Origin of the sequence: Streptomyces paradoxus (assembly GCF_014202475.1) — a bacterium.
In the GTDB taxonomy this organism is placed as follows: domain Bacteria; phylum Actinomycetota; class Actinomycetes; order Streptomycetales; family Streptomycetaceae; genus Streptomyces; species Streptomyces paradoxus.
Map to the genome: position 1 here is coordinate 1 of NZ_JACHGV010000012.1, position 13,558 is coordinate 13,558.

The window sequence follows — 13,558 nt, forward strand, 5'->3', positions numbered from 1 at the left end:
GCCCGGTTACATTCCGAACCCGGAAGCTAAGCCTTACAGCGCCGATGGTACTGCAGGGGGGACCCTGTGGGAGAGTAGGACGCCGCCGAACAATCATTGAAAGGGTTGGACCTGGAACTTCGGTTCCGGGTCCAACCCTTTTTTGTTGCGCGTCACTTGAAGTTCACGTTGCGCAACGAGCATCCACAGCATGGGTACTGCTGCAATGCTCAGGGCCGCCGGGGTCGGACTCGGTGACGAGGTCGTCGTGCCGGCCTTCGGGAACATCGAGATCGCCGAGGCCGTGACCATGGCCGGGGCTCTGCCCGTGTTCGCGGACATAGACCCCGCCACCTACTGCCTCGACGCCGCTGCTGTGGAAGCAGCGGTCACCTCGCGGACCGCGGCCGTGGTCGTAGTCCACCGCTTCGGCCGGCTCGCCGACATCGCTCGGCTGCACGCCCTCGGGCAGCGGCACGGGCTGCTGGTGCTGGAGCACGGGGAATCTGAGGCGCCGTACGACGAGATAGCCCAGCGCAGGGAGCGTGCGGCCTATCTCGACGCCAAGTTGAGGGGTGTGCGGACGCCGGACGACGGTGACGGGCACACCTATCAGCAGTACGTCGTGCGGGTTCCGGGCAATGGGCGGCCCGATCGGGACGCCTTCGCGCGGGCCGTGCGGGCCAGGGGAGTCGAGTGCCGCGTGCCGGTGAAGACGCCCGTGCACCGACTGCCGGAATTCCGCCGGTGTATTGCGCTGCCGGAGACCGAGCGGGCTTCCGACGAGACTCTCGCGCTGCCCGTCGACGCGTCGCTGACCAAGCGGGACATGCATCGGATCGTGTCGGCCTGCAACGCCCTCGGGGGGCTTCTTCAGCCAGCCTTCTGACGTGGTTGGGAGCACGGGTCTGTTCGGGGTATGATCTATTCCGTTGCCGCGGGGGAGACCTCGCAAAGCAACAGGCCCCTATAGCTCAGTCGGTAGAGCGTCTCCATGGTAAGGAGAAGGTCAGCGGTTCGATTCCGCTTGGGGGCTCCAGCAAGAAAGGCCCCACCCTCACGGGTGGGGCCTTTTGCGTTTCCCTAGTCCTTGTGGAGGCCGGGGACGCGCATGGCGAGGATCGCCATGTCGTCCGAAGGGGCGTCCGACGCGAAGCGTTCCACCGCGCGCATGATGCGGGCCGCCACCGCGCCGGCCGTGAGGCCCGTGCAGGTCGTCAGGACGTCGGCGAGGCCGTCGTCGCCTAGCATGCGGGCGCCCTCTCGGCGTTCGGTGACGCCGTCCGTGACGCACAGGAGGACATCGCCCGGGTCGAGGGTGACGGTCTGCTCGTAGAGCTCCAGGTCCTCGATGACGCCCAGCAGCGGCTGAGGTTCCGCGGCCGGTTCGACCGTGCCGTCCTGGCGCAGGCGCAGCGGGAGCGGGTGGCCGGCGCAGACGACCTTCAGTTCCGCGCTGCCGTCCTCCTGCGGGCGCATCTCGCCGTAGAGGAGCGTGAGGAAGCGGCTGCGGGCGCCTTCGTCGAGGATCGCGGAGTTCAGGCGCTCCAGGACCGTGGGCCCGGTGAGGCCCTCGCGGGCCAGGAGGCGCAGGGCGTGGCGGGCCAGGCCGGTGACCGCTGCCGCGTTCGGGCCCGTGCCGCAGACGTCGCCGATGGCGAAGCCGTAGGCGCCGTCGCGGATGGGGAAGACGTCGTAGAAGTCGCCGCCGACCTCGTTGCCCTCGCCGGCGGCGCGGTAGATGACCTCGACCTCGACGCCCTCGATCTCGGGGAGCTCCGGGGGCAGGAGACTGCGCTGGAGGGACTGGCTGATCGCCGTGCGCTCCGAGTAGAGGCGGGCGTTGTCCAGGGCCAGGGCGGCCCGGCGGGAGAGGTCCTCGGCCAGTTCCAGGATCTCCTGGCGGAAGTGTTCGTCGGTGGGCTTGCCGAGGGTCAGCATGCCGATGACGCGGTTGCGGGCGACCAGCGGCAGGACCACGGTCTCGCCGCCTACGGCGGAGGCGGTCGCGAGGGTGGGGCCGATGCCGGGGGTGACCTGGCGGGTCGGGCTGCCGCTGAGGCCGAGGCTGCGCATGGAGCTGCGCAGGGCCGCCTGGTGGGCCACCTCGGCGGGGGCCGTCCACACGCGGGCGCCGGGGGTGGGGACCGGGTCGGGCGCGGGGACCTTCGACAGCAGGTACTTGATGCCGTCGATGAGTTCCTCGTCCTCGTGCAGGACGTAGGAGAGGTAGGGCTCGGAGGCCTGGTCGGCGATCGTGTAGACGGCGCACCAGGTGGCGAGGGTCGGGACGGTCATCTGGGCCATCAGGGCCAGGGTCTGGTCGCGGTCCAGGGTGCCGGCGAGCAGGTCGGAGGCCTCGACGAGGAAGCTGAGGGAGCCGCGGCGCAGGCGTTCCAGTTCCCCCAGGCGGGCCGATTCGACGGCGAGGGCGATGCGGTCGGCGGCGAACTGGAGGCGCAGGGCCTCCTCGTTGGAGTATCTGGCGGGGGCTTCGGCGGCGACGCCGAGGGAGCCGGTGAGGCGGCCCTCCACCTTCAGCGGGACGGTGACGACCGAGCGCATGCCCGTGCCGTTCAGCAGCGGTACCGCGCCGGGGACCGCGGTCAGGTCGTCGTGGACGGCGGGCATGCGGGCCGAGCCGTAGCGGCCGGGGCCGGCTTCGACGGGGACGCGGGCGAAGCGCTGGCGGGCGGAGGGGAGGCCGGTGGAGGCGCGGACCTCCAGTTCCGTTTCGTCGTCGGTGGCCAGCAGGAGGAATGCCGAGTCGCCGTCGAGCATGTCGCGGGCGCGCTCGACCGTGCGCTGGAGGAGTCCGTCGAGGTCGTCCGGGGCGGGGGAGCCGATGAAGACCTCGAACGGGTCGGTGTTCTGGCCCTCGGAGCCGGAGGAGGAGTCGGAGGCGGGGCCGCGCAGGGGGGTCTGCAGAACTGCCCGTTCGTGGTCCCGTACCAGGAGGCACACGGTTGACGGTTCGCCGCCGGTGTCGCGGACACGCAGGTGGGAGGCGTAGACGGGGGTGACGCGGCCGGTGGCGGCGCGGATGCCGTAGCTGCCTTCCCAGCGGGAGAGACGGAGGGCCTCCGCGATACCGGTGCTGGTGCCGGGGGTGTGCGGCCAGGCCGCGAGGTCCGTCAGGGGCTTGCCGGTGACCTGCTCGGCCGGGTAGCCGAAGAGTTCCTCGGCGTCCTCGTTCCAGGCGGAGATGTGGCCGGTGCGGTCGACCTGGACGACGGCCACGCGGACCCGGCTGTCGGCGAGGGGGAGGAGGTCGGCGGGGAGGGCCGGGCCGGCCGCGCGGGTGCCCACCGCGCGTGCGGGCAGGTCCAGTTGGAACCAGACGGTCTTGTGGGTGGGGATGTACTCGACGCCCCAGCGGCCGGCGAGGGCCGCGCACAGCTGGAGGCCGCGGCCGCCCTCGCGGTCGGGGCTGCCCATGTTGACGGCCGTCGCCTGGAGGGGGATCTCGCGTTCGGGGTAGCGGTCGGCCACTTCGATGCGGACGCCCTCGTCGCTGCGCAGGCAGAGCACGTCGGCGGAGGTGCCGGCGTGGACCACGGCGTTGGTCACCAGTTCGCTCGTGAGAACGACGGCGTCGTCGACGATGTCGGCGAAACCCCAGCCCTGGAGGGTGTCGCGGACGAAGGAGCGGGCGCTCGCGACCGATCGGCCGACGGGCTCGAAACTGGCGGCCGCGCGCGCGGTGATCACAGAACTCCTCGACCGGTTCTCGACGTGCTGGGCTGCATGGCCGGCCGGCTCCCGCCGCTGCTGCGGCAGGGCGCCTGTCGGCCGGGGGTCCGGGGGCTGTCCCCCCGGGATCAGTCCGGTGGTCATGTTGTGTGCGGCCGCCCCTCCGATGCCCGCTCGTCTTCGTGCCACCGCCCAGGCCGGACGGACCGGCGCGGCTGGACAGCCGGATGCAAGGTTACTTACCTTCGCGGTCCCTGCGGATGCCGGTCTGCAGTGTTTCCGTCCGGAGGGTGTGCGGACGATGTGCGAAGCTGCCGAACTGTTATGGCCTGGTTCGGCCAGGGTGAAACACTGGGCAAGCTTCTTGTGAAGGTCAGGGCAGGCTGTGTGCCCGGAGGTGACCTTGGGCAGCAGCCCCCTGGAAACGGCCTGGTATGCAGGGCAGAGAATACGCAGTAGTAACTGGTACGCCGAGCGTGGTACCCGAGCACAGCAGAGACGGTCGACCCCTGCGGGAGGGACACAGTGGAGTCTGGCGCAGCGACGCGTGGCAAGAAGACGCGCGCGAAAGGCGGACAGTCCCCGATCAACCAGGGCAAGGTGCGCGGTGGCACGACCGAGGTGGACACGGCGGCCCTGAACCGCCTGATGGCGGCCCTGGTATCGATGCGGGACGGGAACTTCCGCAAGCGGCTCACGGTGTCGGGCGACGGCGTGATGGCCGAGATCGCGGCGGTCTTCAACGAGGTGGCCGACCGCAACCTGCATCTGACGGGTGAGCTGTCGCGGGTGCGGCGCATGGTCGGTCGTGAGGGCAAGCTCACCGAGCGGCTGGAGACGGGAGCCTGCGAAGGCTCCTGGGCGACGGCGATCGACAACTCGAACGCCCTGGTGGACGACCTGGTGCGGCCGGTCTCCGAGGTCGGCCGGGTGCTGTCGGCGGTGGCGGAGGGTGATCTGTCGCCGCGGATGGAGCTGCGGACGCAGGTGCCGGACGGGAACAGCCAGCCGCTGCGGGGCGAGTTCCTGAAGGTCGGGCGGACCGTCAACAACCTGGTCGACCAGCTGTCGACGTTCACCGACGAGGTCACGCGTGTGGCCAGTGAGGTGGGCACCGAGGGCAAGCTGGGCGGGCAGGCGCGTGTCCGGGGCATGTCTGGTTCGTGGCGGGACCTGACGGACTCCGTCAACACGATGGCGTACCGGCTCACGGCCCAGGTGAGGGACATCGCGCTGGTGACGACGGCGGTCGCCAAGGGCGATCTGTCGCGGAAGGTCACCGTGCAGGTGGCCGGCGAGATGCTGGAGCTGAAGAACACCGTCAACACGATGGTGGACCAGCTGTCGGCGTTCTCCTCCGAGGTGACGCGGGTGGCCCGTGAGGTGGGCACCGAGGGTGCGCTGGGCGGCCAGGCGCAGGTGCCGGGTGTCGCCGGTGTGTGGAAGGAACTGACCGATTCGGTGAACACCATGGCCGGGAACCTCACGGCCCAGGTGCGCGGGATCGCGGAGGTGACGACCGCGGTCGCCAACGGTGACCTGTCGCGCAAGGTGACCGTGCCGGCGCGCGGTGAGGTCGCGCAGCTCGCCGACACGATCAACCAGATGACCGAGACGCTGCGGATCTTCGCCGACGAGGTCACGCGTGTGGCCAACGAGGTCGGGGCCGAGGGGCAGCTCGGCGGTCAGGCGAACGTGCCCGGTGCGGCGGGGACGTGGAAGGACCTCACCGATTCGGTGAACACGGTCTTCCGGAATCTGACCACTCAGGTGCGGGACATCGCCGCGGTGACGACGGCGGTGGCCAATGGTGATCTGTCGCAGAAGGTCACGGTGGACGTGGCCGGCGAGATGCTGGAGCTGAAGAACACCGTCAACACGATGGTCGACCAGCTGTCCGCCTTCGGTGCCGAAGTGACGCGTGTGGCGCGAGAGATCGGTGTCGAGGGTGAGCTGGGCGGTCAGGCGCAGGTGCCGGGCGCGGCCGGTACGTGGAAGGACCTGACGGACTCCGTCAACACGGCGTTCCGGAACCTCACCGGTCAGGTGAGGAACATCGCCCAGGTGACCACGGCGGTGGCCAACGGCGACCTCTCGCAGAAGGTCACCGTCGACGTCTCCGGCGAGATGCTCAAGCTGAAGAACACCGTGAACACGATGGTGGACCAGCTGTCGAGCTTCGCCGACCAGGTGACGCGGATGGCCCGGGACGTGGGCACGGAGGGCCGCCTCGGCGGTCAGGCCCGGGTGGACGGCGTTTCGGGCACGTGGAAGGAGCTCACCGACTCCGTCAACTCGATGGCCGGGAACCTCACTTCCCAGGTGCGCAACATCGCGCAGGTGACGACGGCGGTGGCCCGGGGTGACCTGTCGCAGAAGATCGACGTCGACGCGCGCGGGGAGATCCTGGAGCTGAAGAACACCATCAACACGATGGTCGACCAGCTCTCGGCCTTCGCCGACCAGGTGACCCGGGTCGCGCGCGAGGTGGGTACGGACGGCCGGCTGGGCGGTCAGGCGCAGGTGCCCGGCGTGGCCGGTGTGTGGCGTGACCTGACGGACTCCGTGAACGGTATGGCGTCCAACCTGACCGGCCAGGTGCGCAACATCGCCCAGGTGGCCACGGCGGTGGCCCGGGGTGACCTGTCGCAGAAGATCACCGTGGACGCGCGCGGGGAGATCCTGGAGCTGAAGAACACGCTGAACACGATGGTGGACCAGCTGTCGTCGTTCGCCGAAGAGGTCACGCGTGTGGCCCGTGAGGTGGGTACGGAGGGCATCCTGGGCGGCCAGGCCGAGGTGCAGGGCGTCTCCGGCACCTGGAAGGACCTCACCCAGTCCGTGAACGGCATGGCCAACAACCTGACCATCCAGGTGCGCAACATCGCCGAGGTCACGACCGCGGTGGCGCGGGGTGATCTGTCGAAGAAGATCACGGTCGACGCCAAGGGCGAGATCCTCGAGCTCGTCACGACCGTCAACACGATGGTGGACCAGCTGTCGTCCTTCGCCGAGCAGGTGACCCGGGTGGCCCGTGAGGTGGGCACCGAGGGCATCCTGGGCGGCCAGGCGCACGTGCCGGGTGTCACGGGCATCTGGAAGGACCTGAGCGACAACGTCAACCTGATGGCGAAGAACCTCACCACTCAGGTGCGGAACATCTCCCAGGTCTCGGCGGCGGTCGCCAACGGTGACCTGACGCGGCAGGTCACCATCGAGGCGCGTGGCGAGGTGGCGCAGCTCGCCGACACCATCAACACGATGGTGAAGACGCTGAGTTCGTTCGCCGAACAGGTCACCAAGGTGGCCCGTGAGGTGGGCACGGACGGCATCCTCGGCGGCCAGGCGCACGTACCGGGTGTGGCCGGTACGTGGAAGGACCTCACCGAGTCCGTGAACCAGATGGCGTCCAACCTGACCGGCCAGGTGCGCAACATCGCCATGGTGACCACGGCCATCGCCAAGGGTGACCTGACGAAGAAGATCGACATCGACGCGCGCGGGGAGATCCTGGAGCTGAAGACGACCATCAACACGATGGTCGACCAGCTCTCGTCCTTCGCGGAGGAGGTCACCCGGGTCGCCCGCGAGGTGGGCACGGAAGGGCAGCTCGGCGGCCAGGCACGCGTGCGTGACGTGGACGGCACCTGGCGGGACCTGACCGAGTCGGTGAACGAGATGGCCGGCAACCTGACCCGGCAGGTGCGCGCCATCGCGCGCGTGGCGACCGCGGTGACCCGCGGTGATCTCAACCTGAAGATCGACGTGGACGCGTCCGGGGAGATCCAGGAGCTCCAGGACTACATCAACAAGATGATCGCCAACCTGCGCGACACCACGATCGCCAACAAGGAGCAGGACTGGCTCAAGGGCAACCTGGCCCGGATCTCCGCGCTGATGCAGGGCCGCCGCGACCTGGAGGACGTGGCCTCGCTGATCATGAGCGAGCTGACGCCGGTAGTCTCCGCGCAGCACGGCGCGTTCTTCCTGGCGATGCCGCTCGTCGACGGCGAGGACATGAACGCCGCGGACGACGACCAGTACGAGCTGCGCATGCTCGGCAGCTACGGCTACTCGATGGGCTCGATGCCGACGTCGTTCGAGCCCGGTGAGGCGCTGATCGGGACGGCCGCCACGGAGAAGCGCACGATCCTGGTGGAGAACGCGCCCAGCGGCTACCTGAAGATCTCCTCGGGGCTCGGCGAGGCGCCGCCCGCGCAGGTGATCGTGCTGCCGGTGCTGTTCGAGGGGAAGGTGCTCGGTGTCATCGAGCTGGCGTCCTTCACACCGTTCACGCAGATCCAGAAGGACTTCCTGAACCAGATCGCCGAGATGATCGCGACGAGCGTCAACACCATCTCCGTCAACACCAAGACCGAGCTGCTGCTGGCGCAGTCGCAGGAGCTGACCGAGCAACTGCGGGAGCGGTCGGCAGAGTTGGAGCAGCGGCAGAAGGCCCTCCAGGCGTCCAACGCCGAACTGGAGGAGAAGGCCGAGCTGCTGGCCCAGCAGAACCGCGACATCGAGGTGAAGAACACCGAGATCGAGGAGGCGCGGCAGGTCCTGGAGGAGCGCGCCGAGCAGCTCGCGGTGTCGATGCGCTACAAGAGCGAGTTCCTGGCGAACATGTCGCACGAGCTGCGTACGCCGCTCAACTCGCTGCTGATCCTGGCCAAGCTGCTCGCCGACAACGCCGAGGGGAACCTCTCCCCGAAGCAGGTCGAGTTCGCCGAGACGATCCACGGGGCCGGTTCGGACCTGCTCCAGCTCATCAACGACATCCTCGACCTGTCGAAGGTCGAGGCGGGCAAGATGGACGTCTCCCCGACGCGGATCGCGCTCGTCCAGCTCGTGGACTATGTGGAAGCCACCTTCCGGCCGCTGACCGCGGAGAAGGGCCTGGACCTGTCCGTGCGGGTCTCGCCGGAGCTGCCGGCGACGCTGCACACCGACGAGCAGCGGTTGCTGCAGGTGCTGCGCAACCTGCTGTCGAACGCGGTGAAGTTCACCGACTCCGGGTCGGTGGAGCTGGTCATCAGGCCGGCGCGGGACGACGTGCCGCAGAAGATCCGCGAGCAGCTGCTGGAGACCGGGTCGCTGACCGATCCGGACGCCGGGCTCATCGCGTTCTCCGTGACCGACACGGGCATCGGCATCGCGTCCAGCAAGATGCGGGTGATCTTCGAGGCGTTCAAGCAGGCCGACGGCACCACCAGCCGCAAGTACGGCGGTACGGGCCTCGGGTTGTCCATCTCGCGGGAGATCGCGCAGCTGCTCGGCGGTGAGATTTACGCGCAGAGCGAGCCCGGCCGTGGTTCGACGTTCACGCTGTATCTGCCGCTGCACCCCAGTGAACTGCCGCCACAGGGCTACCAGCAGCAGCTGCCCGCCCTGGAGGCCGGCGACCTGGTGGCGTCGACGTCCGAGCTGTCGGACGTGGAGGTCGAGACGCCGGCCGAGGTGACGTCGTACCGCGAGACGCAGAACGGGCCCGCCGCCCTGTTCCGGCGGCGCCGCAGGATGCCCGAGCTGCCGCCCCGCCCCGCGCAGCTGGAGCAGTGGAGTCCGTCCGAGCAGGAGCCGGCGCCGAGGACGAACCGCGGCATCCGGTTCGGCGGCCAGAAGGTCCTGATCGTCGACGACGACATCCGCAACGTCTTCGCGCTGACCAGCGTCCTGGAGCAGCACGGTCTGTCCGTGCTGTACGCGGAGAACGGCCGTGAGGGCATCGAGGTCCTGGAGCAGCACGACGACGTGGCGGTCGTGCTGATGGACATCATGATGCCCGAGATGGACGGGTACGCGACGACCACGGCGATCCGCAGGATGCCGCAGTTCGCCGGGCTGCCGATCATCGCGCTGACCGCCAAGGCGATGAAGGGCGACCGCGAGAAGGCGATCGAGTCGGGCGCTTCCGACTACGTGACGAAGCCCGTCGACCCCGATCACCTGCTGACGGTGATGGATCAGTGGATGCGAGGGGAATGAGGGGAACGTTGGGCAGTTGCGCGACCATGCCGGGAAGGTTCGGTGTTCACGCGGAGTTGCCGACTCGGTGTGCGCATAGTCGTGTAGAAGTACAAGATCTGGGGAACCTTCTGGTCTCCTGCTGCGTTTCTGCTACGTGCACAGTGACATCACGGTGACAGGGTGTGGCGACGGGCAGGGTGCGGCTACGATGACCGGCACAAGGACGGGCGGCGCAAGGGAGTCGTCCCCTGGGGCGGCACCCACCGGTGCTGCCGCAGGTCCTGCGGACAGGGGAGGCCCCACGCCGGGGCGAGGAGGGCGGGCCATGGTGCAGAAGGCCAAGATCCTCCTGGTCGATGACCGGCCGGAGAATCTGCTGGCGCTGGAGGCGATCCTCTCTGCGCTCGATCAGACGCTGGTGCGGGCATCGTCCGGGGAGGAAGCGCTCAAAGCGCTGCTCACGGACGACTTCGCGGTCATCCTGCTGGATGTCCAGATGCCGGGCATGGACGGCTTCGAGACGGCCGCGCACATCAAGCGCCGTGAGCGGACGCGGGACATCCCGATCATCTTCCTCACGGCGATCAACCACGGCCCGCACCACACCTTCCGGGGCTACGCGGCGGGCGCGGTGGACTACATCTCCAAGCCGTTCGACCCGTGGGTGCTGCGCGCGAAGGTCTCGGTCTTCGTCGAGCTGTACATGAAAAACTGCCAGCCGCGGGAGCAGGCGTCGCTGCTGCGGCTCCAGTTGGAGGGCAACGGCAAGGACGCGGGCGGCGAGGCCAAGGAGTCGGCCGGGCTGCTCGCGGAGCTCTCCGCACGGCTCGCGGCCGTCGAGGAGCAGGCCGAAGCGCTGACCAAGCAGCTCAACGACGAGTCGACGGACGCCGCCGCGGTGGCCACGGCGGCTCATCTGGAGCGCAAGCTCACGGGGTTGCGGCGGGCGCTGGACGCGCTGGAGCCGGGCACCGGGAGCGCCTCCTCGGTGTCCTCGCAGAACTGACGCGTGCGCAGGCGGGATTGCCCGCGCGTGACCGCGCGTCAGTTTCGTGCCTCTCCCGGAGCGACACGAACGGGTGAAGCGGTGGACACGCGTGTCCCTCGTCGTCTCCCCCGGTAACCTCACACCCATGGCCTCACGTCCCTCCGCAGCCAAGAAGCCGCCGCCCGCGAAGAAGGCGGCCGCGAAGGCTCCGGCGAAGAAGGCCGCCGCCAAGAAGGCTCCAGCGAAGAAGGCGCCCGCCCGGAAGGCCGCGGCCAAGAAGGTCGCGCCCAAACCGGCCCCCAGTCCCACCGGTGGCATCTACCGCCTCGTGCGCGCCGTGTGGCTCGGCGTGGCGCATGCCGTCGGGGCCGTGTTCCGCGGCATAGGGCAGGGGGCGAAGAACCTCGACCCGGCTCACCGCAAGGACGGTGTCGCCCTGCTGCTGCTCGGTATCGCGCTGATCGTGGCCGCGGGCACCTGGGCCGATCTCAAGGGCCCTGTGGGCGACCTCGTCGAGATCTTGGTGACCGGCGCCTTCGGCCGGCTCGACCTGCTCGTGCCGATACTCCTCGCCGTCATCGCCGTGCGCTTCATCCGCCACCCGGAGAAGCCCGAGGCCAACGGACGCATCGTCATCGGCCTGTCCGCGCTCGTCATCGGCGTGCTCGGCCAGGTCCACGTCGCGTGCGGCTCACCCGCGCGCGGCGACGGCATGCAGGCCATAAGGGACGCCGGCGGTCTCATCGGCTGGGCCATGGCGACCCCGTTGTCGTACGCCATGGGTGACGTGCTCGCCGTGCCGCTGCTGGTGCTGCTGACCGTCTTCGGGCTGCTGGTCGTCACGGCCACCCCGGTCAACGCCATCCCGCAGCGGCTGCGGCTGCTCGGGGTGCGTCTCGGCATCCTCCGCGATCCGGCCGAGGATGAATTCGCTTTCGCCGAGGACGACGACGAGCGCTACGAGGAGCAGTGGCGCGAGGCGCTGCCCGCGCGCCCGCGCGGCAGGCGCGCGCCGGCGCCGGCCGCGTACGACCCGGACAGCGCCGAGCAGGAGGCGCTCTCCCGGCGCCGTGGCCGCCCCCGCCGCTCGGCGGTGCCGCAGCCCGACATGGACCGGCCCAGGGACGCCGTGGACGTCGCGGCGGCGGCCGCCGCCGCGCTCGACGGGGCCGTGCTGCACGGCATGCCGCCCTCGCCGATCGTCGCCGACCTCACCCAGGGCGTACGGGTGGGGGACCAGGAAGCGACCACGCCGACGCCCGTCCCGGCCGCGCGCCCCCAGCAGGACAAGGCCAAGCAGGACAAGGCCAAGCAGGACAAGGCCAAGCAGGACAAGCCCGAGCCGCAGAAGCCGAAGGCGGGCGTCCGCGACCTCACCAAGGCCCCGCCCGCCGAGCCCCGCGATCTGCCCCCGCGCGCGGAGCAGCTCCAGCTCTCCGGCGACATCACGTATTCCCTGCCGTCCCTCGACCTGCTGGAGCGCGGCGGCCCGGGCAAGGCGCGCAGCGCCGCCAACGACCTCATCGTCGAGTCGCTGACGACGGTCTTCACCGAGTTCAAGGTGGACGCCAGTGTCACCGGCTTCACCCGCGGGCCGACGGTCACGCGCTACGAGGTCGAGCTCGGCCCGGCCGTGAAGGTCGAGCGCATCACCGCGCTGACCAAGAACATCGCCTACGCCGTCGCCAGCCCGGACGTGCGGATCATCAGCCCGATCCCCGGCAAGTCCGCGGTCGGCATCGAGATCCCCAACACCGACCGGGAGATGGTCAACCTCGGCGACGTCCTGCGCCTGGCGGAGTCCGCCGAGGACGACGACCCGATGCTGGTCGCCTTCGGCAAGGACGTCGAGGGCGGCTACGTCATGCACTCGCTGGCGAAGATGCCGCACATGCTGGTCGCCGGCGCCACCGGCTCCGGCAAGTCGTCCTGCATCAACTGCCTGATCACCTCGGTCATGATGCGGGCGACACCCGAGGACGTGCGGATGATCCTGGTCGACCCCAAGCGGGTCGAACTGACCGCGTACGAGGGCATCCCGCACCTGATCACGCCGATCATCACCAACCCCAAGCGGGCCGCCGAGGCGCTGCAGTGGGTCGTGCGCGAGATGGACCTGCGCTACGACGACCTGGCGGCCTACGGCTACCGGCACATCGACGACTTCAACAAGGCCGTGCGCGAGGGCAAGGTCAAACCGCCCGAGGGCAGTGAGCGCGAGCTCCAGCCGTATCCGTATCTGCTGGTCATCGTCGACGAGCTCGCCGACCTGATGATGGTCGCGCCGCGCGACGTCGAGGACGCGATCGTGCGCATCACGCAGCTCGCGCGCGCGGCAGGCATCCACCTGGTGCTCGCCACGCAGCGGCCGTCGGTGGACGTCGTCACCGGCCTGATCAAGGCGAACGTGCCCTCGCGGCTGGCGTTCGCCACCTCCTCGCTGGCCGACTCGCGGGTCATCCTCGACCAGCCGGGCGCCGAGAAGCTCATCGGCAAGGGCGACGGGCTGTTCCTGCCCATGGGGGCCAACAAGCCCACCCGTATGCAGGGCGCCTTCGTCACCGAGGAGGAGATCGCGGGCGTCGTCCGGCACTGCAAGGACCAGATGACGCCGGTCTTCCGGGACGACGTCGTCGTGGGCACCAAGCAGAAGAAGGAGATCGACGAGGACATCGGCGACGACCTCGACCTGCTGTGCCAGGCGGCCGAACTGGTCGTCTCCACGCAGTTCGGGTCGACGTCCATGCTCCAGCGCAAGCTGCGCGTCGGCTTCGCCAAGGCCGGCCGGCTGATGGACCTCATGGAGTCCCGGAACATCGTCGGACCGAGCGAGGGTTCGAAGGCTCGTGACGTTCTTGTGAAGCCTGATGAGCTGGATGGCGTGCTCGCCCTGATCCGGGGGGAGTCTGAAGGGTAGGGAAACGGGGC

The 13,558-nt window shown here is 69.4% G+C and carries 5 protein-coding genes, 1 tRNA gene and 1 rRNA gene; 6 read left to right on the forward strand and 1 reads right to left on the reverse strand.

What is annotated here, in order from left to right; translation table 11 throughout:
• The 3 genes from rrf to HNR57_RS31480 all read left to right on the forward strand — a co-directional run.
• A 5S ribosomal RNA gene (gene rrf / locus HNR57_RS31470) occupies positions 1 to 91 on the forward strand; the annotation flags it as partial.
• Positions 92 to 205: 114 nt separating this feature from the next.
• Positions 206 to 868 carry a DegT/DnrJ/EryC1/StrS family aminotransferase gene (locus HNR57_RS31475; RefSeq protein ID WP_184565667.1) on the forward strand — a complete coding sequence of 221 codons (663 nt, stop codon included), beginning with the start codon at positions 206 to 208 and terminating at the stop codon, positions 866 to 868.
• Between the two features lie 74 nt (positions 869 to 942).
• A tRNA-Thr gene (locus HNR57_RS31480) sits at positions 943 to 1,018 on the forward strand.
• Positions 1,019 to 1,062: 44 nt separating this feature from the next.
• Here HNR57_RS31480 and HNR57_RS31485 read toward each other — a convergent pair.
• Positions 1,063 to 3,816 (reverse strand): SpoIIE family protein phosphatase, encoded by a 2,754-nt coding sequence (locus HNR57_RS31485; RefSeq protein WP_184565409.1) that lies wholly within the window; start codon positions 3,814 to 3,816, stop codon positions 1,063 to 1,065.
• Positions 3,817 to 4,197: 381 nt separating this feature from the next.
• Here HNR57_RS31485 and HNR57_RS31490 point away from each other — a divergent pair, with 381 nt between their 5' ends.
• The 3 genes from HNR57_RS31490 to HNR57_RS31500 all read left to right on the forward strand — a co-directional run bounded on the left by HNR57_RS31490 (position 4,198) and on the right by HNR57_RS31500 (position 13,547).
• Positions 4,198 to 9,660: a HAMP domain-containing protein gene (locus HNR57_RS31490; protein ID WP_184565411.1), complete on the forward strand. Its 5,463-nt coding sequence runs from the start codon at positions 4,198 to 4,200 to the stop codon at positions 9,658 to 9,660.
• A gap of 307 nt (positions 9,661 to 9,967) precedes the next feature.
• Positions 9,968 to 10,648, forward strand: coding sequence for a response regulator (locus HNR57_RS31495; protein ID WP_184565413.1), 681 nt, complete (start codon positions 9,968 to 9,970; stop codon positions 10,646 to 10,648).
• A gap of 127 nt (positions 10,649 to 10,775) precedes the next feature.
• A complete protein-coding gene (locus tag HNR57_RS31500; protein WP_184565415.1) occupies positions 10,776 to 13,547 on the forward strand; it encodes a DNA translocase FtsK in 2,772 nt (923 codons plus the stop codon).
• The last annotated feature ends 11 nt before the right edge of the window (positions 13,548 to 13,558 follow it).